The 25,578-nt window shown below is 61.4% G+C and carries 23 protein-coding genes and 1 tRNA gene; 16 read left to right on the top strand and 8 right to left on the bottom strand.

Translation table 11 applies throughout. From position 1 onward, the window contains the following. Window positions 1-98: 98 nt before the first annotated feature. Window positions 99-1,421 (top strand): solute carrier family 23 protein, encoded by a 1,323-nt coding sequence (locus VNT00_RS04840; RefSeq protein ID WP_325585066.1) that lies wholly within the window; start codon window positions 99-101, stop codon window positions 1,419-1,421. A 296-nt stretch (window positions 1,422-1,717) separates the two neighbouring features. Then, window positions 1,718-2,194 carry a transcription elongation factor GreA gene (gene greA / locus VNT00_RS04845; RefSeq protein WP_325585067.1) on the top strand — a complete coding sequence of 159 codons (477 nt, stop codon included), beginning with the start codon at window positions 1,718-1,720 and terminating at the stop codon, window positions 2,192-2,194. A 162-nt stretch (window positions 2,195-2,356) separates the two neighbouring features. On the opposite strand, the gene VNT00_RS04850 is transcribed toward greA, so the two are convergent. After that, window positions 2,357-2,914, bottom strand: coding sequence for a YhbY family RNA-binding protein (locus VNT00_RS04850; RefSeq protein ID WP_325585068.1), 558 nt, complete (start codon window positions 2,912-2,914; stop codon window positions 2,357-2,359). Window positions 2,915-2,931: 17 nt separating this feature from the next. On the opposite strand from VNT00_RS04850, the gene VNT00_RS04855 reads away from it, so the two are divergent. From VNT00_RS04855 to VNT00_RS04875, 5 genes are all read left to right on the top strand, one after another. Further along, window positions 2,932-3,573, top strand: a complete 642-nt coding sequence (locus tag VNT00_RS04855; RefSeq protein ID WP_325585069.1) for an RlmE family RNA methyltransferase — start codon at window positions 2,932-2,934, stop codon at window positions 3,571-3,573. Between the two features lie 226 nt (window positions 3,574-3,799). After that, a complete protein-coding gene (gene ftsH, locus VNT00_RS04860) occupies window positions 3,800-5,704 on the top strand; it encodes an ATP-dependent zinc metalloprotease FtsH (protein WP_325585071.1) in 1,905 nt (634 codons plus the stop codon). A 41-nt stretch (window positions 5,705-5,745) separates the two neighbouring features. After that, the gene (gene folP, locus VNT00_RS04865; RefSeq protein ID WP_325585073.1) at window positions 5,746-6,585 is read left to right on the top strand and encodes a dihydropteroate synthase; all 840 of its coding nucleotides are present in this window, start codon (window positions 5,746-5,748) and stop codon (window positions 6,583-6,585) included. Continuing rightward, on the top strand, window positions 6,582-7,931 hold the full coding sequence (gene glmM, locus VNT00_RS04870) for a phosphoglucosamine mutase (protein WP_325585075.1): 1,350 nt from the start codon (window positions 6,582-6,584) through the stop codon (window positions 7,929-7,931). The genes folP and glmM overlap by 4 nt, the downstream gene beginning before the upstream one ends. A 65-nt stretch (window positions 7,932-7,996) precedes the next feature. Then, entirely contained in the window at window positions 7,997-8,779 is a 783-nt protein-coding gene (locus VNT00_RS04875; protein WP_325585077.1) for a GNAT family N-acetyltransferase, read from the top strand. 76 nt (window positions 8,780-8,855) lie between these two features. Here the strand turns inward: VNT00_RS04875 and ppx are convergent, their stop codons facing one another. After that, entirely contained in the window at window positions 8,856-10,343 is a 1,488-nt protein-coding gene (gene ppx / locus VNT00_RS04880) for an exopolyphosphatase (RefSeq protein ID WP_325585079.1), read from the bottom strand. Window positions 10,344-10,544: 201 nt separating this feature from the next. Between ppx and ppk1 the strand changes: the two genes are divergently transcribed. From ppk1 to pstB, 5 genes are all read left to right on the top strand, one after another. Beyond that, a complete protein-coding gene (ppk1, locus tag VNT00_RS04885) occupies window positions 10,545-12,629 on the top strand; it encodes a polyphosphate kinase 1 (protein WP_325585081.1) in 2,085 nt (694 codons plus the stop codon). A 151-nt stretch (window positions 12,630-12,780) separates the two neighbouring features. Next, window positions 12,781-13,824, top strand: a complete 1,044-nt coding sequence (gene pstS, locus VNT00_RS04890) for a phosphate ABC transporter substrate-binding protein PstS (RefSeq protein ID WP_325585082.1) — start codon at window positions 12,781-12,783, stop codon at window positions 13,822-13,824. Between the two features lie 165 nt (window positions 13,825-13,989). Continuing rightward, window positions 13,990-14,928: a phosphate ABC transporter permease subunit PstC gene (pstC, locus tag VNT00_RS04895; RefSeq protein ID WP_325585084.1), complete on the top strand. Its 939-nt coding sequence runs from the start codon at window positions 13,990-13,992 to the stop codon at window positions 14,926-14,928. 16 nt (window positions 14,929-14,944) lie between these two features. Further along, on the top strand, window positions 14,945-15,805 hold the full coding sequence (gene pstA, locus VNT00_RS04900) for a phosphate ABC transporter permease PstA (protein ID WP_325585086.1): 861 nt from the start codon (window positions 14,945-14,947) through the stop codon (window positions 15,803-15,805). Between the two features lie 68 nt (window positions 15,806-15,873). Continuing rightward, window positions 15,874-16,650 carry a phosphate ABC transporter ATP-binding protein PstB gene (pstB, locus tag VNT00_RS04905; RefSeq protein ID WP_325585088.1) on the top strand — a complete coding sequence of 259 codons (777 nt, stop codon included), beginning with the start codon at window positions 15,874-15,876 and terminating at the stop codon, window positions 16,648-16,650. Window positions 16,651-16,718: 68 nt separating this feature from the next. On the opposite strand, the gene VNT00_RS04910 is transcribed toward pstB, so the two are convergent. From VNT00_RS04910 to VNT00_RS04930, 5 genes are all read right to left on the bottom strand, one after another. Beyond that, on the bottom strand, window positions 16,719-17,117 hold the full coding sequence (locus VNT00_RS04910; RefSeq protein WP_325585090.1) for a hypothetical protein: 399 nt from the start codon (window positions 17,115-17,117) through the stop codon (window positions 16,719-16,721). 18 nt (window positions 17,118-17,135) lie between these two features. Then, entirely contained in the window at window positions 17,136-18,131 is a 996-nt protein-coding gene (locus VNT00_RS04915; protein ID WP_325585092.1) for a Csu type fimbrial protein, read from the bottom strand. Next, entirely contained in the window at window positions 18,128-20,410 is a 2,283-nt protein-coding gene (locus VNT00_RS04920) for a fimbria/pilus outer membrane usher protein (RefSeq protein WP_325585094.1), read from the bottom strand. Before VNT00_RS04920 ends, VNT00_RS04915 begins: the two co-directional genes overlap by 4 nt. Before the next feature lie 112 nt (window positions 20,411-20,522). Further along, a complete protein-coding gene (locus VNT00_RS04925) occupies window positions 20,523-21,290 on the bottom strand; it encodes a fimbrial biogenesis chaperone (protein ID WP_325585096.1) in 768 nt (255 codons plus the stop codon). Window positions 21,291-21,363: 73 nt separating this feature from the next. Further along, window positions 21,364-21,888 carry a Csu type fimbrial protein gene (locus VNT00_RS04930; RefSeq protein WP_325585098.1) on the bottom strand — a complete coding sequence of 175 codons (525 nt, stop codon included), beginning with the start codon at window positions 21,886-21,888 and terminating at the stop codon, window positions 21,364-21,366. A gap of 63 nt (window positions 21,889-21,951) precedes the next feature. Between VNT00_RS04930 and VNT00_RS04935 the strand changes: the two genes are divergently transcribed. The 3 genes from VNT00_RS04935 to VNT00_RS04945 all read left to right on the top strand — a co-directional run bounded on the left by VNT00_RS04935 (window position 21,952) and on the right by VNT00_RS04945 (window position 22,733). Beyond that, window positions 21,952-22,182, top strand: coding sequence for a hypothetical protein (locus tag VNT00_RS04935; RefSeq protein ID WP_325585100.1), 231 nt, complete (start codon window positions 21,952-21,954; stop codon window positions 22,180-22,182). A 56-nt stretch (window positions 22,183-22,238) separates the two neighbouring features. Then, window positions 22,239-22,526, top strand: coding sequence for a hypothetical protein (locus VNT00_RS04940; protein WP_325585102.1), 288 nt, complete (start codon window positions 22,239-22,241; stop codon window positions 22,524-22,526). 130 nt (window positions 22,527-22,656) lie between these two features. Continuing rightward, window positions 22,657-22,733, top strand: a tRNA-Pro gene (locus VNT00_RS04945). A 76-nt stretch (window positions 22,734-22,809) separates the two neighbouring features. Here the strand turns inward: VNT00_RS04945 and VNT00_RS04950 are convergent. Then, entirely contained in the window at window positions 22,810-24,699 is a 1,890-nt protein-coding gene (locus VNT00_RS04950) for an LTA synthase family protein (RefSeq protein ID WP_325585104.1), read from the bottom strand. A 125-nt stretch (window positions 24,700-24,824) separates the two neighbouring features. On the opposite strand from VNT00_RS04950, the gene VNT00_RS04955 reads away from it, so the two are divergent. After that, window positions 24,825-25,325 (top strand): MarR family winged helix-turn-helix transcriptional regulator, encoded by a 501-nt coding sequence (locus tag VNT00_RS04955; protein ID WP_325585106.1) that lies wholly within the window; start codon window positions 24,825-24,827, stop codon window positions 25,323-25,325. Window positions 25,326-25,578: the final 253 nt, after the last annotated feature.

The following is a 25,578-nucleotide window of genomic DNA, read 5'->3' on the forward strand; positions in this document are numbered from 1 at the left end:
CGTCGCCGGCATCCAGGGAGCGTGGGCGGTGAAAGCCGCCCCGGCTTCCGGTTTTGTCGCGGACATCCTCGATAATCATTGAACAATAAGGCATCGCAATGTCAAATTCCTATTTTCCCCGGTGGCGCCAGGTGCAGGGCGGGGCGCAGGCCGTCGTCGTGCAGCCCGATGAAAGGCTGTCCTGGCCGCAGAACATCGCCATGGGCGCCCAGCACGTCGTCGCCATGTTCGGCTCCACCATACTTGCACCGCTGCTCATGGGCTTCGATCCCAATCTCGCCATCCTCATGTCGGGGGTGGGCACGCTGATCTTCTTCGTGTTCGTGGGGGGGAGGGTTCCCAGCTACCTGGGGTCGAGTTTTGCCTTCATCGGCGGCGTCATCGCCGTCACCGGATATACGGGGGCGGGCCTCAATGCCAATATCGGCGTGGCCCTGGGCGCCATCATTGTTTGCGGCCTGGTCTATACGGCAATCGGCCTGCTGGTGTGGCTGGTCAATGTGCGCACCGGAGGCGCGGCCGAATGGATAGACCGCTGGATGCCACCGGTCGTGACCGGCGCCATTGTCGCCGTCATCGGGCTGAACCTGGCGCCCATCGCCGCCAAGGGAGCCATGGGCGGCTCCACCTTCGAGGCCTTGATGGCCCTGATGACGGTGTTGTGCGTGGGCGCCATCGCCGTATACACCCGCGGTACGGCCCAGCGCCTGCTGATTCTGGTGGGGTTGCTGCTGGCGTGCGTGATCTACGCCGTATTCACCAATGGCCTGGGGCTGGGCAAGCCCATCGACTTCAGCGGCGTGGCCGCTGCGGCCTGGGTGGGCCTGCCGCATTTTTCCAGCCCGGTGTTCGAGACCCATGCCATCAGCGTCATCGTGCCGGTGGCCATCATCCTGGTGGCCGAGAACCTGGGGCACATCAAGGCGGTCAGCGCCATGACCGGCCGCAACCTCGACGTCTACCTGGGCCGCGCCTTTGTCGGCGACGGCGTGGCGACCATGGTGTCGGGAGCGGTGGGCGGCACCGGCGTCACGACCTATGCCGAGAACATCGGGGTCATGACGGTTACCCGCATCTATTCCACCCTGGTTTTCGTGCTGGCGGCGATCATCGCCATTCTGCTCGGCTTTTCCCCCAAGTTCGGCGCGCTGATCCAGACGATACCGGGGCCGGTTCTGGGCGGCATGTCCATCGTCGTGTTCGGGCTGATCGCCGTGGCCGGCGCGCGCATCTGGGTGGTCAACCAGGTGGATTTCGGCGACAACCGCAACCTTATCGTCGCGGCGGTCACACTGGTGCTGGGCGCCGGGAATTTCTCGGTGCAGTTCGGGGCGTTCAAGCTCGACGGCATCGGCACGGCCACCTTCGGCGCCATCATCCTGTACGCCTTGCTGCGCATAGGCAGCCGCGGCAAGGCCTGAAAAACCTGGAAACAAGCCATCCCGGGGCCGATTCATAGGCCCTCCTGGCGAGGCTCCCCCGCTTTATGCCGGGGGGCTTGCAATTTATGCCAACATTGCCGACAATACATCCAGATCCCCGGCATTCATACCGTCGGGGATTTACTTTGAGCCCTGCAAACCTGTTGTAAATAGACATAAAAATCCAACGGTTCCACGGGCTTGCATCCTCCGAAAGGCATTCTGCGCTTTCGCTTAATTAATTATGGGGCGCCCCTTCTTGGGGGGCGTCTTTTTACTTTTGATTCAGGAATGTTATGTCTGCGATCCCGTTGACAACCAGCGGCGCTGAGCGCTTGCAAAAAGAGTTGCATCGTTTGAAAACCATCGAGCGACCCGAAATCATCAATGCCATTGCCGAAGCGCGCGCCCAGGGCGATCTCTCCGAGAACGCCGAGTACGACGCCGCCCGTGAGCGCCAGGCTTTTGTGGAAGGCCGCATCAAAGAGCTGGAAAGCACGCTTTCCAATGCGCAAATCATCGATCCTTCGGCGCTGGACGTCGAAGGCAAGGCCGTGTTCGGCGCCACGGTCGAAATCGAGGACCTCGAATCCGGCGAGCGCGTCACGTATCAAATCGTGGGCGATGTCGAGGCCGACATCCGCTCCAACCGCATTTCCGTCTCCAGCCCGGTGGCCCGCGCCCTTATCGGCAAGTCCGAAGGCGACGTGGTCGAGGTGCAGGCCCCGGCCGGCCTGCGCGAATACGAGGTCCTGACCGTCAGCTATATTTGAAGCGCGCTGTCTGGTTGATTCGCAATCCAGGCAAAACGGCCTGCCAGCCGTGTAAAATGTCCCTGATTCGCCGCGGTTTCGCCGTTGGCCGGCGCCGGGAAGCGAAGGTAAAAAGAAAAAGCCCGCACAATTTGTCGGGCTTTAAATGTTTTCAGGGTGTCATCAGCGTTTTGTGCTGCTGCGCCGGGCTCCGGCCCGCAACGAAAGGGCGCTGCCCGCGCGGCGCGGAATGCGATGCGCCGGGGTGTCGGCGGCCTGGGCGCGGCGCGCCTTGGGCGCCGCGTTTTCCAGGCGCTCGGTTTTTTGGGCGGCTCGTTTGGCGATTTCGCCCTTGCGGCTAAGGCTGGCGCCGGTGGCGGCCTGTTTCTTGGGCGTGTAGGGCTCGTTGGGTTTGCGGATGGCGCGCGTGGCGTTGCGGGCCTCGGCTTCGGCTTTAACGGCGGCGGCATCGGGGCGGTACACAATAAGCGTCTTGCCCAGGTGGTGCACCGGGGCGCACGACAGGGTGTCGCAAATGGTTTGCAGCATGGCCTCGCGTTCGTCCCGGTCCGCGCCATTGACGCGTATTTTGATCAATTGGTGGGCGGCAAGGTGGGTTTCGATTTCCTTGAGAACCGGCTCGGTCAGGCCGCGGTCGCCGATTTGCACGACGACCCGCAAAGGATGGGCGCTGGCGCGTAAGGCGCTGCGCTCCTGGGAAGTAATTTCTAGTTTGGACATAACGAGATTGTACGGGAATGGCTAAAAAAAAATTCTCAAAAGAATGGATTCAGCAGCATATAAACGACCCGTATGTCAAAATGGCGCAACAAAAAGGCTATCGGGCCCGGGCGGCGTTCAAGCTCATTGAAATCCTGGATACCGAAAAGCTCATGCGCCGGGGCGATATCGTGGTCGATCTTGGCTCGGCCCCGGGCAGTTGGTCCCAGGTCGCCCGCGAGCGCCTGCTGGGGGCGGGCGGGGTCATCGACGGCCGCGTCATTGCGCTCGACCTGCTTCCCATGGAGCCCGTCGCCGGCGTCGAATTCATCCAGGGCGATTTTCGCGAAGAGTCCGTGCTCCAGCAATTGCAACAATTGGTTGGCGAGCAGCAGGTGGATCTTGTAATTTCCGACATGGCCCCCAATTTATCCGGGGTAGGGTCGGCCGATTCCGCGCGCATCCAGCACGTATGCGACTTGGCGCTCGATTTTTCGTGCCGGCATTTGAAGGCCGACGGGGCGCTCATCGTCAAGGCGTTTCATGGCAGCGGGTTTTCGCAAATCGTCGAATCGTTCAAGAAGCATTTCGAACGCGTCGTCGAGCGCAAGCCCAAGGCTTCACGCGACAAATCCGCCGAAACCTTCCTGGTCGGCCGCCGCCTGAAGCGGCGGGGCTAGTCAAAACCCTTGTCAAGGCGACTCCTCGATAAGGGTTGACGGGCTCCAGGATGGAAAAACGCCCGGTTTGTCCGGAAACGGGCGTAAGTGGTTTGCCGGGGTGATTCTTGGGGTTTTCCCAGCATCGTTCTTGCTATCAGGTTAGAATGAATCATTGAAATTGCTTGTATGGCCGCTGTATTGCGGGGCGGTGCTTACAGGTCGTGGTCACAAGCAGGAGATGGCTTTGAACAACTCGTTTTCCAAGGTGGCGGTCTGGATGGTGATCGCTCTCGTTCTGTTTACTGTTTTCAAGCAGTTCGACGGGCATGTCGCCTCCACAGATACCGTAAGCTACACCCAGTTCATGAACGATGCGCAGGCTGGCCGCATCAACAAGGTCGATATCCAGGGCGACACCCTTTACGTCACCCCCGATTCGGGGCGCTCCTACAGCCTGACTTCGCCCGGCGATCTCTGGATGGTGCCCGAGCTCGTCAAATACGGCGTGCAGGTTTCCGGCAAGGCGCGCGAAGAACCGTCCTTCCTGACCAGCCTGTTCGTTTCCTGGTTCCCCATGCTGCTGCTCATCGGCGTATGGATCTTCTTCATGCGGCAAATGCAGGGCGGCGGCAAGGGCGGGGCGTTCAGCTTCGGCAAGTCGCGCGCCCGCATGATGGACGAAAACACCAACAACATCACCTTTGCGGACGTCGCGGGCTGCGACGAGGCCAAGGAAGACGTGCGCGAACTGGTCGATTTCCTGCGCGACCCAACCAAATTCCAGCGCCTGGGCGGCCGCATCCCCCGCGGCGTGCTGCTGGTGGGTTCGCCCGGAACGGGTAAAACCCTGCTGGCCAAGGCCATCGCCGGCGAAGCCAAGGTGCCGTTCTTCAGCATTTCGGGCTCCGATTTCGTCGAAATGTTCGTCGGCGTGGGCGCGGCCCGCGTGCGCGACATGTTCGAAAACGCCAAAAAGCAGGCGCCCTGCATCATTTTCATCGACGAAATCGATGCCGTGGGCCGCCAGCGCGGCGCCGGCCTGGGCGGCGGCAACGACGAACGCGAACAAACGCTCAACCAGCTGCTGGTCGAAATGGACGGTTTTGAAACCGGCCAGGGCGTATTGGTCATCGCCGCCACCAACCGTCCCGACGTGCTCGACCCGGCATTGCTGCGGCCCGGCCGCTTCGACCGCCAGGTCGTTGTGTCGCTGCCCGATATCCGCGGCCGCGAGCAAATCCTCAAGGTCCACATGCGCAAGGTGCCCTTGTCGCAAGACGTCGACGCCCTCATCCTGGCCCGCGGCACTCCCGGCTTCTCGGGCGCGGACCTGGCCAACCTGGTCAACGAGGCCGCCTTGTTCGCGGCGCGGCGCAATGGCCGCACGGTCGACATGAGCGACTTCGAAAAGGCCAAGGACAAGATCATCATGGGCGCCGAGCGGCGCGCATTGGTCATGCCCGAGGAAGAGCGCAAGAACACGGCCTACCACGAATCGGGCCATGCCCTGGTGGCGCGCAGCCTGCCCAAGACCGATCCGGTCCACAAGGTCACCATCATTCCTCGCGGCCGGGCCCTGGGCGTCACCATGCAGTTGCCCGAAGGCGACCGCTACAGCATGGACAAAGAGCGCCTGCTCAATACCATTGCCGTGCTGTTCGGGGGCCGCATCGCCGAAGAAGTCTTCATGCATCAAATGACCACCGGCGCCTCCAACGACTTCGAGCGCGCCACGGCCATCGCCCGCGACATCGTCACGCGCTACGGCATGACCGACTCCCTGGGGCCGGTGGTGTATGCCGAAAACGAGGGCGAAGTCTTCCTGGGCCGCAGCGTTACCAAGACCACGCACGTGTCCGAGTCCACCATGCAAAAGGTGGATCAGGAAATCCGCGCCATCATCGACCAGCAGTATTCGGTAGCCCGCAACATCATCGAGTCCAACCGCGACAAAATGGAAGCCATGGCCGGCGCGCTGCTCGAATGGGAAACCATCGATGCCGATCAAATCGAAGACATCATGCAGGGCCGCGCTCCGCGTCCCCCCAAGAACTTCGATTCCTCGTCGTCCGATACGCCCAACAGCAAGCCGCCCGCCGGCGTGTCTCCCGTGGGCGATGGCGGCAGCGCGGCTGCCAAGCCGGTTTAGGGCCTGTTAACAGGCCCTAAGGCTACGCCAGAACCGCGTCAATGAGTCCGATCTTGCTTTGCGGGCGCTTCGAGTTGCCGCTTGAGCGCCCGCTTGTCATGGGGATCGTCAACGTCACCCCCGACTCCTTTTCCGACGGCTCCCTGCATTTCGAAACCGATGCGGCCATTGCCCATGCCCGCCGGCTTGTCCAGGAAGGCGCCGACATCCTGGATATCGGCGCCGAGTCCACGCGTCCCGGCGCCGACCCGGTGTCCGTCCAGGAAGAGCTGAACCGCCTGCTGCCCGTCATCGAAGGGCTCCGAGCCGCCGGCGTGCCGATTTCCATCGACACCTTCAAGCCCCAGGTCATGAGCCGGGTCCTGGATGCCGGGGCGGACATGATCAACGACATCTACGGCTTCCGCCAGCCGGGCGCGCTCGACGCCGTGGCGGACTCTCGCTGCGGCCTGTGCGTCATGCACATGCAGGGCGAGCCGCGCACCATGCAGGCGGCACCGCATTACGACGATGTCGTGGGCGAAGTCCGGCGCTTCCTGCAGGAAAGGGTGGCCGCCCTGGAGGAAAAAGGCGTGGACCGCAGGCGTATACTTCTGGATCCCGGTTTCGGCTTCGGCAAGACCGCCGGGCAAAATTATTTTTTATTACAGAATTTGCGGCAATTGCGCTTCGATTCCTATCCCTGGCTGGTGGCGCTGTCCCGCAAGTCGATGATCGGCCACGTTACCGGCCGTCCGGCCGCGCAGCGCCTGGGGGGCAGCATTGCCGGAGCGCTGGCCGGGGTCGTCCGCGGAGCGCAGATGCTGCGGGTGCACGATGTCGCCGCAACCGTCGACGCCATCAAGGTATGGCAAACCATAGAACATGGGGTACATGAATGAGTGAGCGCAAGTATTTCGGCACCGACGGTGTGCGCGGCGAGGTCGGCGGGCCGACCATCAACCCCGAATTTGCCCTGCGGCTCGGTCATGCGGCCGGACGCGTACTCGCGCAGCGGCATAGCCCGGAACGAGGCCGCCCCACGGTCATCATCGGCAAGGACACCCGTATTTCGGGCTATATGCTCGAATCGGCGCTGGAAGCCGGCCTGTCGGCGGCCGGGGTCGATGTGCTGCTGGCCGGGCCTATTCCAACTCCCGCCGTGGCATACCTGACCCGCGCGCTGCGGCTGGTGGCCGGCATTGTCATCAGCGCCTCGCACAACCCCTACAACGACAACGGCATCAAGTTCTTCTCCGCCCAGGGCATGAAGCTGCCCGACGAAATCGAAGCGCAGATAGAAGCCGCCATCGACGGGCCCCTGGGTTGCGTCGGCTCCGAGGCGCTGGGGCGGGCGCGCCGCATCGACGATGCTGCCGGACGCTATATCGAGTTTTGCAAAAGCACGTTTCCCAACGAGCTGGATCTGTCGGGCATGAAAATCGTGGTCGATGCCGCCCACGGCGCGGCCTACCATATCGCGCCTCCGGTTTTTCGTGAACTGGGCGCCGAGGTGTTCGCCATTGGCTGCCAGCCGGACGGCTTCAATATCAACAAGGACGTGGGCGCCCTGCATCCTGAACGCCTCATCGAGGAAGTCCGGGCGCAGAACGCCGCCGTCGGCATCGCCCTGGACGGTGATGCGGATCGCCTGCAAATGGTCGATGCTTCCGGCCGCCTGTATAACGGCGACGAGTTGCTGTACGCCATCGTGCGCGACCGCATGGCCCTGGGCCCGGTTCAGGGCGTGGCGGGCACCTTGATGACCAACTTCGGCTTCGAGAAGGAAATGCAGCGCCTGGGCGTGCCGTTCGAGCGCGCCAAGGTGGGCGACCGCTACGTGCTGGAAGCCATGCAGAAACATGGCTGGCTGTATGGCGGCGAAAGCTCGGGCCACTTGCTGTGCCTCGACCGCCACACGACCGGCGACGGCATCATCGCCGCGCTGCAGGTCCTGACCGGCATGCGCCGCAGCGGCGCGACGCTGGCCGATCAGGTGGCGGATCTGAAAATGTATCCGCAAAAAATGGTGAACGTGCCGCTCGATCCCGGCGTGGACTGGCAGACGCACGAGGGTCTGCAAGAGGCCGCCCGGCGGGTCGAGCAGCGGCTGCAGGGGCGGGGCAGGGTGCTGATCCGGGCCTCGGGCACCGAGCCCAAGCTGCGTCTCATGGTCGAGGCCGAAGATGTTGCATTGGCCGAACAGGGAGTGCGCGAGCTGGTTGCGGTTAATTTAACAAAGCGGTAACTTAGAGTTCGAATACTTGAAACATTTAGCGGGCATAATTGCAGAATGTTTGTGGAGTCTTGTCTATGCTAGAACTAGCGCGCGTACAACCTGATGCCGAGAACTCGGCCGCTTGGGCCAATCCTTCGGGAGGCGGGCTTGTCATGGGGCTTGCCCGCACCAACGAAGAGCTCGAGGCGATTCAGCGTTTGCGTTACAAGGTGTTCACCGAGGAAATGAACGCCGTGTTCCCCGATGCGGTCGATGGGCTGGATTCCGACCGCTTCGACCCTTGGTGCGAGCATGTCATGGTCAAGGAGTACGACTCTGGCCGCGTGGTGGGCACCTACCGCTTGCTTACGCCGGCCAATGCCGTGAAGGCGGGCGGCTATTACTCCGAATCCGAATTCGATATTTCCGCCCTGGACTCCATCCGCGACCGCATGGCCGAGGTCGGGCGTTCCTGCATTCATGCCGACTACCGCAATGGGTCGGTCATCATGCTGCTGTGGTCGGGCATTGCCGCGCTGATGCAGCAGGTGGGCTTCCAGTATGTGCTGGGCTGCGCCAGCGTCAGCCTGCGCGACGACGGCGTCACCGCCGCCGAAGTCTGGCGGCGTGCCAGCAAGATGCTGCGCGACAACAAGGATCAGCCGGTCATCGTTCCCCGGCACCGGTATCCGGTCGAGCGCCTCAACAGCGAACTGCCGGCCCGCGTGCCGCCCCTCATCAAGGGCTATCTGCAGCTGGGGGCTTCCATTTGTGGCGAGCCGGCCTGGGACCCCGATTTCAACGCGGCCGATTTTCCTGTGCTGCTCGATCTCGAAAAAATGGATCCCCGCTACCGGCGCCATTTCGGTCTGGATTAAGGCCTGTCAACAGGCCCTAAGGCCTAGGCGCCTTACCGTCAAAGCCCGCGCGAGGCCCCGTTGGCGGCGGCAACCCCTAAACTTCCCGTAGCGTAAAGTCGAAGCCGTTTTTCCGCCATTCGGCGGCCTCGGCGCGCAGCGAATATGCCGACAGGGCGTGCGTCGCCAGCCAGGACTTCTTGGCGGCAAGCTCGATGGCGCCGCCCTGCGTTTTTACCTTGAGCGGCAGGGTGCTCAGGTTTTCCCGGCTGCGCGACAACAGCACCGCCAGGCGCAGGCAGAGCAAGGTCAGCCATTGCGCAAGCGTTATGTCCTGGGGTTTCGACTTGTTCAGCTTGCCGCGGTGGCATAGCGCAAACCATGCCAGCAGGATCTGGTCGTCGTTCGAGAACCCGGGCATGTCGGCGTGTTCGAGAATGTAGGCGCTGTGCTTGTGGTAGTCGGCGTGGGCGATGGACATGCCGATTTCGTGCAGGGTCGCCGCCCAGCCCAGGGTTTTGGCGAATGCCTCTTTTTCGCGTTCGTCGATGGCCAGGGGGCGGTACAGGTCCAGCGCGATCTGTCGCACGCGCGCCGCCTGGCGTGCATCGGTGTTGTAGCGCTTGATGAACTGCCTGGCGGTTTCGTCGCGTTTGTCGTGCTGCAGGTCGCGGCCCAGCAGGTCGTACAGCACTCCGACGCGCAATGCGCCTTCGCCAGGCAGCATGACGTCGATCTTCAGCTCCTGGAAGGCCGCCAGCATAATGGCCAGCCCGCCGGCCAGGACGGGCGCGCGCGATACTTTCAGCCCCGGAAGGTTGGCCACATTGGCCTTGCCGTCCTTGACGAGCTGGGCCTTGAGCTTTTCCATGCCATCGAGGGTGATGCCTTTTTTAGAAAGGCCGGCATCCTGCAGCACGGCCAGAATGCCTTTGGCCGTGCCTGAAGAACCATAGGCTTCCTGCCAGCCGGCTTTCCGGTATTGCCTGGAAATGCTTTCCAGTTCCTGGCGGGCCGCCAGCTGCGCCTGTTCCATGCGGGCGGCGGTGATGCGGCCGTTGGCGAAAAAACGTTGCGTAAAGCTGACGCACCCCATGTACAGGGAGGCCAGCCGCTGGGGTTCGTAGCCTTTGCCGATGATGACTTCTGTCGAACCGCCGCCGATGTCGATGACCAGCCGCCGGTTCGGCGAGGGTGGAAGCTCGTTGGCCACGCCTGAAAAAATAAGGCGCGCCTCTTCGTGCCCGGCGATGATCTCGATGGGAAAGCCCAGCGCTTTCTCGGCGCGCGGCAGAAACTCGGACACATTGCGCGCCACGCGGAAGGTGTTGGTGGCCACGGCCCGCACGCTGTGCTCGGGAAAGCCCGCCAGCCGCTCCCCGTAGCGATGCAGTACGGCGATGGCGCGTTCGATGGCGTCTTCGGCGAGCACATTGGAGGCATCCAGCCCCGCCGCCAGCCGAACCGACTCTTTCAGCCGGTCGACGGCGTAGATTTGCGCATTGCCTTCTTGCTGCACGACGCGGCCGATGGAAAGTCGAAAGCTGTTCGACCCAAGGTCGACGGCGGCAAGTAGTGGATCCATGTGGTCTGGCTTTATCGCTTTATATTGAGACTCTGGAATTATAAAGAGACTCTCGGGGCCGCACATTTCGGGGGCGCCGCGGCGCACGAAAAGCGTCGGCTGCAGGCCGGGCGGCACATTCTTGACGAGATCGGGGCGCTCTGTCATGGTAATGTAAAAAACATGCAGTAAAACAGAGCGTCATTTTCATTGTGGAATCTTATGTCGCACCCCCCCGAGCCGTCTCGAACCGAGCCTTTGCTGCTGAACCGCGAGCTGTCCCTGATCAAATTCAACGAGCGGGTCCTGTCCATGGCCGAGCACCCGTCCACGCCCCTGCTCGAGCGGCTGCGCTATCTGTGCATTGTCAGTTCCAACCTGGACGAATTTTTCGAAATCCGCATTTCCAGCCTTAAAGAACAACTGGCCCAGCATTCCACCGTGATCGGGCCGGACGGCTATACACCCGCCGAAGCCTTCGAACTCGTACAGGTGGCGGCGCGCCGCCTCATCGACAAGCAGAACAGCCTGCTCATCAATAGTGTCCTGCCCAGCCTGGAACAAGAGGGCATAGGCTTGTCCGATGCCGAAACCTGGACGGACGAGCAGCGCGATTGGGCGCATGCGCTGTTCAGCAGCCAGATCATGCCCCTGCTGACCCCCATCGGGCTCGATCCTGCCCACCCCTTTCCCAGGGTCTACAACAAAAGCCTTAATTTCATCGTGTCGCTGTCGGGCCACGATGCGTTCGAGCGCAGGGCGTCGATTGCCGTGGTGCAGGCACCCCGCGCCTTGCCGCGCGTCATCCGCATGCCCGACGAGATCTCCGGCATCCCGCACGGCTACATGCTGCTTACCACCATCATCAACGAGTTCGTGGGCGACTTGTTTCCCGGCATGCAGGTCAATGGCTGCTTCCAGTGGCGGGTAACGCGCAACAGCGATCTGTTCGTCGACGAAGAAGAAATCACCAATCTTCGCCAGGCTTTGCAGGGCGAGCTGTCCCAGCGTAATTTCGGGGCCGCCGTGCGCCTGGAGATCGACCGCGTCATGCCTGAAAAGCTCGCCAGCTACCTGCAAAGCGAGTTCCTGCTGGATGATCGCGATACCTATCGGGTAAGCGGGCCGGTCAATCTTTCCCGTCTCATGCAGCTATGCAACGTGGTCGATCGCCCCGATCTGCTGTTTCCCGAATACCGGGCCAAGGTTCCGGCCCCGTTCGATGTCGTGGCCGAGTCGCCCGAGAAAATGTTCGAGGCCATCGCACAGCGCGACCACCTGCTGCATCATCCGTACCAGTCGTTTCAGCCGGTGCTGGATTTTCTTACCGCGGCGGCCACCGATCCGCAGGTGGTGGCCATCAAGCAGACCATCTACCGTACGGGCGAGGACTCCGATCTCATGGCCCTGCTGGTGGGGGCGGCCAAGGCCGGCAAAGAGGTCACCGTCATCGTCGAGCTCATGGCGCGGTTCGACGAGCAGACCAATATCAATTGGGCCGCCAAGCTCGAGGCCGTGGGCGCGCACGTAAGCTACGGGGTGGTCGGCCATAAGACCCATGCCAAGATGCTGCTGGTGCTGCGGCGCGAAAAGGGCCGCATCCGGCGCTACGGCCACCTGGGCACCGGCAATTACCACCAGAAGACCGCGCGGCTTTATACCGATTTCGGCCTGCTTACCGCCAACCCGCGCATGTGCGAGGACATGGACAAGGTGTTCTCGCTGCTTACCGGCCTGGGGGCGCGCCGGCCGCTCAAGCTGCTGCTGCAGTCGCCGTTCACCCTGCACGAAACCATGGTGGCCATGATCCAGGCCGAGGCCGACAATGCCCGGGCGGGCAAAAAGGCGCGCATCATGGCCAAGATGAACTCCCTGCTCGAGCCCATCGTCATCGAAGCACTGTACAAGGCCAGCCAGGCCGGCGTGCGCATCGATCTTATCGTGCGCGGCGCCTGCGCCTTGCGGTCCAAGGTCGAGGGGCTGTCCGAGAACATCAGCGTGCGCTCCATCGTCGGCCGCTTTCTCGAGCATTCACGGGTATTTTATTTTTACGCCGACGGCGCCGAGAACGTGTATCTTTCGTCGGCCGACTGGATGGAGCGCAATTTTTTCCGGCGGGTGGAGCTGGGCTTTCCCGTATTGGACAAAGACCTTAAAAAACGTGTCATAAACGAGGCCTTCACCTATGCGCTGCGCGATAACCAGCTGGCTTGGCGCGAATTGCCCGACGGCAGCTATGCCAGGGTAAAAACCCGCGGCAAGGCCTTGAATTTGCACAATTATCTGATGCAGGCGCTGGGAAGCTAGGGCCTGTTAACGTATTTGGCGCAATTATCCGATGCGGGCCTCGGGCCATGCGCCATTTGTCATTAACGTGTCATATAGCGTCTTTATCATGACCGTCGTTGTACAGGAAGACTCCTGTTCCGATTGTTAAACAGATCAAGAGGACTGCTCGATGTTTAAACGCGTTTTATTGCAAGTTTCGGTTGGCATTGCCTTTGGCGCCGCCGCCTTGGCCGCCCAGGCTGCCGACATCACAGGCGCGGGCGCGTCGTTTCCGTACCCGGTCTATGCCAAATGGGCGGCCAAATACCAGGAAGTCACCGGCAACCGCATCAATTACCAGTCCATCGGCTCGGGCGGCGGCCAGCAGCAGATCATCGCCAAGACGGTCGATTTCGGCGCTTCGGACGATCCCATGAAGCCCGCCGACCTGGAAAAGCATCAGTTGTTCCAGTTTCCGGCGATCATCGGCGGCACCGTGCCCGTCGTCAACGTCGACGGCATCAAGCCCGGCCAGCTCAGGCTGTCGGGCCCGCTGCTGGCCGACATCTTCCTGGGCAAGGTCACCAAGTGGAACGACCCGGCCATCCAGCAGATCAACCCCGATCTCAAGCTGCCCGGCGCCTCCATCATCGTGGTGCATCGTTCCGACGGCTCGGGCACGACCTTCGGCTGGACCAACTATCTGTCCAAGGTCTCGCCCGCCTGGAAAGAGCAGGTCGGCGAGGGCAAGGCCGTAAAATGGCCCACCGGCCAGGGCGGCAAGGGCAACGAAGGCGTGGCCGCCTACGTGCGCCAGCTGAAGAATTCCATCGGCTACGTCGAGTACGCCTATGCCAAGCAAAACAACCTGGCCTGGACCCAGATCCAGAACAGCGCCGGCAAGTTCGTGCAGCCTTCCCAAGAGGCCTTCGCCGCGGCGGCCGTCAACGCCGACTGGAAAAGCGTCCCCGGAATGGGCGTGGTGCTGACCAACGAGCCGGGAGATGGTTCCTGGCCGGTTACCTCCGCCTCGTTCATCCTGCTGCACAAGGTTCAGGACCAGCCAGCCAAGGGCAAGGAAGTGCTGGCCTTCTTCGACTGGGCGTTCAAGAACGGCGGCGACCTGGCCAGGAGCCTGGACTACGTGCCCATGCCCGCCGCGGTGACCAGCCAGGTTACCCAGCTGTGGGCCTCGCAGATCAAGGGCGCCGACGGCTCGGCCGTCTGGAAATAAGCTGGGTAAAATAGGGACTGTTACTATAATAAAGCCCCTGGAAGACGGCGCTGTGGATGCGGCGCCGTCTTTGTTGTGCAAGAGTTACAGTATGTGTTGTCCATAATACCGGGGGAATCCGATTGCCAATGTCGCCAGCCTCAAGCGCCACCAAAAAGAACCATCATGAGTCATAGCCGAAATGGTTTGATGGACGTCGTATTCAAGAACGTCACACGCACATTTGCTTTCCTGGTGTTCATACTGCTGGCCGCGATCATGGTTTCGCTGGCGTACGGCAGCCGGGAGTCCATCGCCGCCTTCGGGCTGGGCTTTCTGTGGACCAACAACTGGGATCCCGTCAATCACTTGTACGGCGCCCTGGTGCCCGTCGTGGGCACGCTGCTCACGTCCATCATCGCGCTGGTCATTGCCGTGCCGGTTTCGTTCGGCATTGCCATGTTCCTGACCGAACTGTCGCCCACCTGGCTGCGCCGGCCCCTGGGCACCGCGGTCGAGATGCTGGCGGCGATCCCCTCCATCATCTACGGGATGTGGGGGCTGTTCGTGTTCGTGCCTCTGTTTCAAAGCTATATCCAGCCCGGCATTATTTCGTTCTTCGAATACGTGCCGGTGCTGAACCAGGTTTTCTCCGGCCCGCCGTTCGGCATCGGCGTGTTCACGGCCGGCCTCATCCTGTCGATCATGGTCATCCCGTTCATCACGGCCGTCATGCGCGACGTCTTCGAGCTGGTGCCGGGCATGCTCAAAGAGTCGGCCTACGGGCTGGGCGGCACCACCTGGGAAGTCGTCTGGAAGGTGGTCCTGCCCTATACCAAGCATGGCGTCATCGGCGGCATCATGCTGGGCCTGGGCCGGGCGCTGGGCGAAACCATGGCGGTCACCTTCGTCATCGGCAATGCCTTCAACCTGCCCGGTTCCATTTTCGCGCCTTCCAATTCCATAGCGTCCGCGCTGGCCAACGAATTCAACGAGGCGGGCGGGATGCAGAAATCGGCCCTGCTGGAACTTGGGCTCATCCTGTTCCTCATCACCACCGTGGTCTTGGTCCTTTCCAAGCTACTGTTGCTTCGCCTGTCCAAGGGCGAGGGCACCTCGCACTGACCGGCAAGCACCCACCATGTTCGATACCAACTCCATCGTCAGCCTTTCCAACCCGGTGTACAAGCGCAGGCAGCGTTTCAACCGCCTCATGCTGGCCTTGTCCTTCGTGGCGCTGCTGTTTGGCCTGTTCTGGCTTTTCTGGATCATCCTGACCCTTGTCGTCAAGGGCGGAGGGGCGCTCTCGTTAAGCCTGCTTACCCAGGCCACGCCGCCGCCGGGGGCGACGGGCGGGCTGGTGAACGCCATTGTCGGCAGCATCATGATGGCGATCGTGGGCACGCTTATCGGCACGCCCATCGGCATCCTGGCCGGCACCTATCTGGCCGAGTACGGCCGGCGCGGCTGGCTGGCTCCGGCAACGCGTTTTCTCAACGATGTGCTGCTGTCGGCGCCGTCCATCATCATCGGCCTTTTCATCTACGCCGTTTTTGTGGCGCAGGTGGGCCATTACTCCGGCTGGGCGGGCTCGTTCGCCCTGGCCATCCTGGTGATTCCGGTCGTGGTGCGTTCCACCGACAACATGCTGCTGCTGGTGCCCAACAGCCTGCGCGAAGCCGCGGCCGCCCTGGGATGTCCGCAATGGCGCATCGTGACCAGGATCTGCTACCGCGCGGCAAGCACCGGCATCATTACCGGCGTGCTGCTGGCCGTGGCCCGGATTTCCGGCGAAACCGCGCCCTTGCTGTTCACGGCGCTGAACAACCAGTTCATGTCCATGAACATGAATGCGCCGGTGGCCAACCTGCCCGTAGTGATCTACCAGTATGCCGCCAGCCCCTATGCCGACTGGAACCGCCTGGCCTGGGCCGGCGCCGTGCTGATTACCCTGCTGGTGCTGGGCATCAACATCGCCGCGCGCGCCTTGTTTCGTAAATAAACCGGATCAACACCGGATCCGCTTTGCGGGGCGCAACGCCGGCAGCGGGTTCTTGTTAGGAACTGACCATGACTACCCATCAATCCGCCGACCGTGTAAAGCTTGAAGTCAAGAACCTCGACTTTTTTTACGGCAAGTACCAGGCCATCCACAACGTCAACATGTCGATCAAGGAAAACAAGGTCACGGCGTTCATCGGACCCTCGGGCTGCGGCAAGTCGACGCTGCTGCGCACGTTCAACCGTATGTACGAGCTGTATCCGGGGCAGCGCGCCGAAGGCGAAATCAACCTCGACGGCGAGAACATCCTGACCTCGCGCATGGACATCTCGCTCATCCGCGCCAAGATCGGCATGGTGTTCCAGAAGCCGACTCCCTTTCCCATGAGCATCTACGACAATATCGCCTTTGGCGTGCGCCTGTTCGAAAAGCTCAGCAAGGGCGAGATGGACGAGCGCGTCGAGTGGGCGCTGACCAAGGCGGCCTTGTGGACGGAGGTCAAGGACAAGCTGCAGCAAAGCGGCAACGGCTTGTCGGGGGGGCAGCAGCAGCGCTTGTGCATTGCCCGCGGCGTAGCCATCAAGCCCGAGGTGCTGCTGCTCGACGAGCCATGCTCGGCGCTGGATCCGATTTCCACCGCCAAGATCGAAGAGCTCATCACCGAGCTCAAGTCCGACTACACGGTGGTCATCGTCACCCACAATATGCAGCAGGCCGCCCGATGCTCCGACTACACGGCCTATATGTATTTGGGCGAACTCATGGAGTTCGGCGAGACCGACACCATTTTCGTCAAGCCCGCCCGCAAGGAAACCGAAGACTACATAACCGGCCGCTTCGGCTGAGGGCGCCGGCGGCGAACGTGTTCTGAGCCCTCGGGGGCAGCCGCTTTGCGCCGTCGTTTCATAGTGGATCAAAAAACCACGAAGATCAGCTTCGAGGCGAAGGTGGCCGCGCTGGGCAGCGGCGGCGACAGTTCCTTTGTTGCTGACGGATTGAACGATGGGCCGCCGGCGTTCTGGCCGACCGGTTCGGAAACGGCGCTGCCTTGCGCCGCCTTTTTGGAGTCGTTGTCGCCAAGGTCGATGGACTGTGTCTGATAGGGCGTGAAGCCGGGCTGGCAGATGACGGTTACGTTGCGCTGGGCCTGGGGGCCGAACAGGGCCTGCTGCGTATCGCATTGCGAGGTGACGGTAATGCGGGCCGTGAACGTTCCTTGCTGCTTGGCGGCGCCCGCCGGCGCCGCCAGAGCGAGGGCCGGCAGCAGCAACATGGCCAGCCAGGGTGTTCGCGTCGTCGTGGTTGCGTTCATGCAGAGGTGCTCTTCAGGTCAATAAGTGATGGTAACGACAACGGTATCGGTAAATGTTCCGACTCCCGGGGTGGACTGCGCCGGAACCCTGCCGTAGACGGTCAAAACCTGCGGCTGGCCGTTGCCCACGCCCGAAACGTCGTTGTAGTTGGTGCTGTTTCCCCAGCGGCTGGTGCGCTGCGCGTCGCGGTACAGCTCGTAATTGAGAAAGCCGCCCGGCCCTTGCAGGCGCCGCTGCCCGGATGTGCTGTTCAAGCCGTCGCCCAGCCCCACATGGTAACCGTTGGCTCCCTGGCCGCCGTTGCAGGTAACGGTGATGGTGGCGGTGCTGTCGACGTTCTGGGTCAGGTTCTGGAAGACGGTGCCGAAGTCCATGGTCGTGATCTGGCCAAGCTGGCACTCGCTTTGCACGATGGCCTGGATGTAATAGGTCGACGTGGACGTCGTCATGCCCGAAGCCGAGCAGCTTGGCGACGGGACGCCGGTCACGTCTTTATAACTCATGATCATTGGCCAGCCGCCGATGCTGTTCGTGCTGTAGTAGCCCGCGGGCAGCCCCTGCTGGCCCGCGGCCTTGATGCGGCCGTACAGGGGGATCGTCGACGACTTGTAATATTCGCCGGCCCCGAAGCTCATGATGACGGGCACGGGCGCATAGCTTGCGCCGACCTTGCCCCATATGGTGGAGCGGGCGGCGTCCGAGTACAGGTTGAAGGCCATGCGCGAACCATTATTGCTGTCGCTGGGCAGGGTTCTGGGATCGTAAGAGGACGTGCTGGGATCGGGCCCCATGCTGAAGCAGACCAGCACCTGCGTGCCGGGCGACGAGCTGCATCCGTAAGAGATGGTGCTGCTGCCGTCGGTGATGCCGCCGGCCAGCAGGCTGACTGTGCCGAATACGAGATTGCCGGCATTGCCGTTGCAGCTTGGCGCGGCATTGGCGGGGCTGGCGCAGGCGCCGGCCAGCAGCAGGGCCAGGAAGGCGGTGCGCAGGAACAGGACAAGATTTTTCATGGCGCGCTCGTCGAGATGTTGGCGGCCGGCGATATTGGCCGGCATGGCAGCGGCCCCATTTCCGGCAACGTGCCGGCCTTGGCGTGATAGGCAAAATGCACGGCGCAGGTCGAGGCGTCGTCATGGACCGTCAGGTGGTTGTCCGGCTGCAGGCCCTCCAGATACAGGCGGCCGTCGTATCCCACCCAGCCCGCCGGCTGCGCACCGCCGTTCAGGAAAACCTGCGACCCCATGGCTACGTTCTGGCCGTCGGGACGGCGCAGTATCATCGAGGCGGCGTGGATGCGCTGCATGGTGAATTTCACATTGATGCCCGAGGCGTAGCGCGGCACGGCGTCGAGGTTGACACGCCCGATGTGCATGTCGATGGGCAGGTTCGTGGGGTCGATGGAAATCTTGTTTTTTTCATAGGATCGCAAGGACGGCACCAGCAGCAGGCCCTGGCTGTCGGTGTTGCCGATCAGATGGTTCTGGCTCTTGACCGGCACGTCGGGCACGCCGTCGGTCGAGACGACGGCAAAGCTGTCGTAGACGCGGCGCGAGGCGAACAGGCCGCCGCCCATGGCCACCAGCGAGCCCGATGCGCCGGCATAGGCATTCTGGCTGTTTCCCGCGCTGTTTATGCCCGCATTGATATCCGCGTATTGGGTGCGCTTGTTGACCTGCCCGCTGGCGGTGAAGGCCTGCTGGTCGGCTTGCTGCGCCTGCAGGCTCCAGTTCCAGCCGGCTTCGTCCGGCGAGGTTCGGCTGACGCTGGTGGAATAGGTGTTGGCGCCTTTCGATCGCGATGCCGAGGCATAGGCCGACATGCCCTTGCCCCAGTTGAAGGTCAGGTTCAGGAACACCGAACGGTCGCTGCGGTCGTCGAGATTCTGATTGGCGCTGAGGCTTATCGTGACGCCCTGGGCGAAGGTGCGCGACCACGAGGCTCCGCCATAGCGGTAGCGGGGTTGGCCGGCCTGCTGCAGATAGGCGTAGTTCAAGGCGAAGTTGCCGAGTTTGCCTGCGTCCAGGCCTATGTAGGCATTGTCGTTGCGCAGCGTTGGCGTTCCGCCGTACATGCTGGCCACGTCCCGGTAGCTGCCGGTGCTGCGCTGGGTGCTGGCGCCCAGGCTGAAGGCGCCGCGCTGGAACTGGTAGCTGGCCCCGTATTGCGTGCCCTTCACGCCCTGCGCGCTACTGCGGGCGTAAGAGGCCGAGACGGTGCCCAGCAGGCCGACGGTAGCCGCTGCGCCGACGCCGCCCATGGCTATGCCCTTGCTGCCTTCCACATGGCTTTCCAGCGTCAAAAAATTGCTCAGGCCGTGCCGGACGGTGCCCGAGGCCATGGGCTCTTTGGTGTAGTCGAACGACTGGTAGCCGTAGTTGTTGCGCACATATCCGGCCTCGAACGACCAGTCGGTCAGGCCTTCACGCAATAAGCGGGTGGAACTGTAGAAGGGGAAGTTGACCAGGGTTCGCCGTCCCAGCGCGTCGGTCAGCACCACTTGAGCTTGGCCCGCGCCATTGATGCTGGGCATGGCATTCAGTTCGAAGGGGCCGGCCGGCACCTTGCCGCTGTATTGCTGGATGCCGTTGATGTACATTTCGACCGCCGAGGGCAGGGCGGCCGAGCCGAAATAGGCCGGCAAAGGCGTGGTTGTCTGGTAGGGCTGCAGGGCGAAGTTGCGTGAAACCTGAAAACCGCCGATCCGTGTGCTGCGCGTCCAGGCAAGACTGTTGGTCAGTGTGTCGCCCAGCCGGAAGGTGATTTCCTTGTCCTGCAGCGAATGCTCCAGCGTGGTGTCCATGCGAACCGTGGTGCGTTGCCATCCTGTCTGGTCGTGGGCGTGCTGGCCCTGCACCAAATACGAGTTGCTGAGGACACCCAGGTTGTTGAAGGCCCGCATTTCGAAGTAGCCACTCAGGTTCAGGTCATTCTTGTTGGTGTACGAGGAATACAGGTCGTAATTCAGCAGCAGGCCGGGCGAGGCCGATGCGGCGGTGCGCGCGCCGGACTTGGGGCCCAGCACTGCCGTGTCAACGTTTAGGACGGAGAATGGTGCCGTGATGTCGACACTTTGCAGGCTGCTGTTGTAGTTGACCTTGACGCCGGGGTAGGCGTTTAACGGTGTACCGGCCGGGATGCTGTTCAGGAATTCGGCGCGAAAGCCCAATTGCAGCGCGCTTTCCCTGGACAAATAAAGTTGCCCGCCGCGCTCGGTAAAGGGCGTCAAGTCCGCATCGGGATTGCCATTGACCTTGGCCGCCAGAAAAACGGTGGCACCAGCGCCGGACATCGTGGGATCCGCCTGTTGTCCGTCGGGCGTTGCTGGTGCTGCGGGCGCTGGTTGAGCCGCGACTGCCATATGATCCACGCCACCTATGACTAGAGGAATGATTGCGCATTGGCTAATGAGCCTTGGTAATTGGAGCAACGTTCGTATCTGCTTTGACGCCATTGATCAGGCTGGTGAAGGTTCCACCCTTGGTGAACAAGTCGGGAGATACTTTGAGCGGGATGTTCCGGTATTGACCGGGCAATACATATCCGGCCAGGCCGCCCGCCACGGTGGTTGTCTTGCCGCCTGGCGGTGTAAACGAAATATCCGCCAGTTGGGCATGGGTGTTTCCGGAGTTCGTGACGACCAGTCCGGCATGCTTGCCCGATTGCTGCATCGACCAGGCCAGCACAGGCTTGGCGGGCGCCGTGCCGGCAATGAAGACGGGAACCGAATAGCGGAATACAAAATCCAGGCCCTTGCCTTTGCCCTTGTCTTTTTTGATGGGCAGTTCGTCGATAAGCAGGCGATAGGTGCGCTCGTCGGGGGCGGGCGCCGCCATGGGGCCCACGCGCACCAGGCGCACAAGCTGCTGCTTGCCAGGTTCGATCTGCACCATGGGCGGGCTGGCAACCATGCCGCCGTCCGGGGCCAGAACGTCTTCGCCCTGGCTTTGCGACCAGCGGTACACGCGCACCTGGGCGTGCACGACCTCGTTGCCCGAGTTGCGCAGCCAGATTTCATCCGCCTTTTTATCCGCCGGAATGGTAAGGCTGACCGGAGCGATTTGCAGGCCCGCGGCCAGCAGGCTGGCGCCGGGAATACCCAGGGCCAGTGCCGCTGCTATCAGGCATGTTGCGGCATAAGGGCGTGTCGTTTGCCATGAATGTATCCACATAGTTCAGTAAACCTCAAGTTATTTCAAACTTTTAGTTTAATGGCAAATGCTGGCGGCGACGGTGCATTTTCACTTAATACTCAACGTTGATGCTGACGGTGTCGGAGTAGGTGGCGGCTGGCACGTTCAGGGTCGATGTGGTCTTGCCGTAGACGGTGTACGCCTGTGCCGTGCCTGAGCCGATCGCCGACTTGACATTGGCCGACCCGCCCGACGCGACGTTGCCCCAGACCGTCGTGCCTGAGTCCTGATAAAGCTGATAGCCGATGGTGTAGGCGGTTCCGTTCACGGTGGCTTTCATCGTGCCGGTGCCGTCGTCCGCGGCCCCGCTGGCGGTGGATTTCAGGCCGATGGTATAGGGCGTTTGATTGGTGCAGGTCACGGAAAAGCCGCCGTTGCTGGCGCTGACCGCGCTGGCCGTGGTCGACGCATTGCTGCCGAAGTCCAGGTCGGTGCTGGTGCCGGTAATGGCGCAGTTGCTGGTGATGGTTATCTTGGCGTTGAGGCTTCCGGTGGCGGTGGCGGCCGAGGCGGCCGTGGACAACGATACCCCGGTGATCATTGCGATGGCAGTCAGCAGTAAGTGGCTGGTTTTCATGATGGTGTCCTGTATATTTGGTTTTGAGAAAGCAGCTTCTAAATTGTTGTTGAAGAGAGCCTGTTGAGTTATCGAGGTTCCGGCGGCGACGATTTTTTATTTCAAAATGCTTTGAGATATATTCATTTGTATCTAAAAGCGGAAATAGAAAACAGGCTTGCCGTAAAAACTTATGTTTTTGGGATGAGCTATAGGTTTTGCGGCGGATGGGTCATGACCGCGCGCAGCCCGACGCCGCGCAGGCTGCGCGCGGGTGTTATGGCTTTATTGGATACAGCTTTGACGCCAAGGTAATGGCGGAAACTGTTAGGGGGGCCGCATAGGCTGCGGCCAAGGCGTGTGGAAAGTGTTTGACTTTCATGATCGTGCCTGGACAGAGTGTTTATCAGCAAGGAAACGCAAGTTTTATTGGCATTTCAACCAATAGTTTTTGCAATGGCTTTCCGCGCCTGCCGCTTTTTTTTGAACTACCGCGCAAGGGCTGCGCGGCGCTTCAAATGGCTTTTATTGTCTGTCAAGCTCGCATGAACTGTACTCTATCACCCAACTGCCATCATTTCAATCGATTTTCTTTGATTGCAATGGGATTTTGCCAAAAAGAATTGTCAAGTGTCGCTTTAAAGTGTCGCATTAATTAGATAAGCGCGAAAATCGATCTTTCATGGCGGCTTCCCTTGAAGCGTTCGGTCGCCATGTTTTGATCCAGCGAAATCCCGCCAGGCGGCGCCAGGACAAAAAGTGGCGGTTATGCCATAATTTCGTTCTTGTCGGGGCGTAGCGCAGCCTGGTAGCGCATCTGGTTTGGGACCAGAGGGTCGAAGGTTCGAATCCTTTCGCCCCGACCATTTTTCAGCAGCAAGATCAAGAGCTTACGCAATTCTTCGCGTAGGCTCTTTTTCTTTGCGGATTCCGGGCGAGGCGCTACTCGCGCAGGCGCAGTTGCGGCAGGGTATAGCGTTGATTCTTGTAGACCCAGTCAGGCCACAGGACGTGCGCCAGGGCTTCTTTGGCCAGTTCGGGATCGAGCGCCGTGGGGGTGTAGGTGGCGGGGGCCTGGTAGACGTATTGGCCGGGGCTGCGGTGGGGTTCCAGCACGATAAGTTGTTCGCCCCGCAAGTAGCCGTAGTTTTCGTTGTACTGCATCATGGCGCGACCACCCCCGGGCTGTGTCAGGTCCCGGCCCACCATGGGGTGTTCTGTTTGCAGGCCCGCAATGGAAAGCAGGGTGGGCGCCAGGTCGATCTGGCTGATCAGGCGGTCGTCGCGGCGCGGCTGGACATCGGCGCCTACGATCAGCGCGGGAATATGGAAATGCCGCAGGGGCACCAGGCTTGCGCCGCCCACCCGGGCGTCGTGATCGGCCACGACCAGGAACACGGTGTCCTGCCAGTAGGGCGATTGACGGGCTTTTTCAAAGAATTGCCCGATGGCCCAGTCGGCATAGCGCACCGAGTTTTCGTTGGTGGCGGGGTTGCCTTGGGGCTCGATGCGGCCGGCCGGATATTCCCAGGGCGTATGGTTGGTCACGGAAAAAGCCAGGGTCAGGGTGGGCTGGTCGGGCGGGTTGCTGAGCAGCGCATCCAGCTTGGCGAACATGTCTTCGTCCGACGCGCCCCATGTGCCGACGAAGGCCGGGTTGTCGAAGGACGAGCGTTCGTAGAGATCGTCGAACCCGTTACCCAGGAAGAAGCTTTTCATATTGTCGAAATGCGCCTCGCCGCCGTAGATGAAGCGCGATCGATAGCCGTGCTGCTTGAGCAGCTGGGCCAGCGTGAAGAAGTTGCTTTGAGCGCCCGACAGGCGCAGGGCCGCATCGGAAATGGTGGGAGGGAAACCCGCGACGACGGCTTCCAGGCCGCGTACCGAGCGCGTGCCGGTCGCGTAGGCGTGGGTGAAGTTCCAGCCCCTGGACGCCAGCGCGTCCAGGTTGGGGGTGAGGTCGGCGCCGCCCAGATTGCCCACGAACTGGGCGCCCAGGCTTTCCTCGACGATGAGGACGATGTTGAGGGGCCGCGCGCGCGCAGCTTGCGGCGCCTGTGTGTGCAAGGAAGGAATGTCGTCGTTGGGAGCGGCGATGCCGGCGCACTGGTTGACGATGGCCAGCATTTCTTCGGTCGGCATATTGCCGTAGACATCGGCGGCGGAACGTTCGTTCTTCATGCTGTATACGGCGTAGAGAACGCTGTACAGCGAATTGAGCGGCAGGGTGTTGAGCATGCTGTCGCCGCAGTACGCCACCGACGACGGGTTGATGGGGCGGTGGCCCAGGGTGCCGCGTATGGCCAGCACGATGACGGCGCCCGCAACGAGGGTGGCGATGGGCCGCAGCCACCATGCCATGGGGGTGTCGGCCGGGCCGTTGCCGAACCACTCGAACCCCAGCCATGTCGCCAGGGCCAGGATGAATACGCCGCCGAAGATGACGGCTTTGTAGCCCTTCCAGAGCATGCCGAAGACCTCTTGTGGGTGTTCGAGGTATTCGACGTACAGACGATTGGGGCGCGTGTCGTATTCGTAGATGAATTGCGGCGTGGAGACTTCCAGCAAGATCAGAAGAAACCATGCGATGGTCAGCCACCAGCCGGTAATGGCCACCGCCAGCGGATAATGGCCCAGCCACGGGGACAGCAGGGCGGGAACACCCGCCAGCATGGCGATCTGGATGGCATCGATGCGCAGGCCGCCCTTCAGTATTGGCCATAGGCCGCCAGCGCTTTGCACCCTGCGCCATTGCCAGGCGGCCAGCAGGCCGCGGCTTAATGTCAGCAGGCCAAAGCCGCATACGATGAAGATCAGGGTTTGTAGGCGCATGGAACGGGTGCTGTATTGAAAATATCGGATTATCGGGTTATGTTCGCTTTTTGCTTTCCAGAATCATACTAGCGTTTGGTTTTCCTCTTACCAAACTTTTCACCGAGTCAGGCCGACACACGCAAATGCCAAAAACCAGTTCGACGCCAGCAAAATCGGCTTCTCAGGCAGCTTCAACAATATTGGGCGGTTATGATTTTTCCGAGCAGGTGGGGCACTTGCTGCGGCGTGCCTATCAGCGGCATACCGCCTTGTTCCAGCAGGTCATTCCCGACACCCAGCTTACCGGTGCGCAGTGGGTGGTGCTATGCGCCGTCGAAGCCAGCGCGGCCTGCTCGCTGAGCGACATCGTCAAGCAAACGGCCATCGACCAGGCAACGGCCCGGGGAATCATCGACAGGCTGAAGTCGCGGCACTTGCTGCTTGTGCGCCAGGACGAACGCGACCGGCGCAAGGTGCTGGTCAGCCTTACGCCCGAAGGCAAGAGCCTGGTGCAGTCCACCGTGCCATTCGCGTTCGAAATCACCGAAAAAACGTTTCAGGGCTTCAACCCCGCCGAACGAACCGCGCTGGTGTACCTGCTGAACAAGATGTGTCTTTCCGACTCAAGCGACAGCGCCGAATAAGTTCGGCAACCCTCAAGGCCGCCATAATCTGGCGGCCTTGTTTTTTTAGGAAAAATTAAAACGTATACGTGTTAATTGCTTTGTTTTTTTCATCGCCACACCATACCTACAGAGGGGGAATTACCTGGTATTTTTTATGAGTTCTACTTGAAATCATTGGGATTTTCTGCGGTTAATTGAATTTTTTTCGCGGTTTTTCAAAGATGAATCAAGGGTTTATCCCTAGGCCTATCTTTCTTTACTCGAAAAAACT

The sequence above is a fragment of the Eoetvoesiella sp. genome (genome assembly GCF_035555955.1).
In the GTDB taxonomy this organism is placed as follows: Bacteria; Pseudomonadota; Gammaproteobacteria; order Burkholderiales; family Burkholderiaceae_B; genus Eoetvoesia.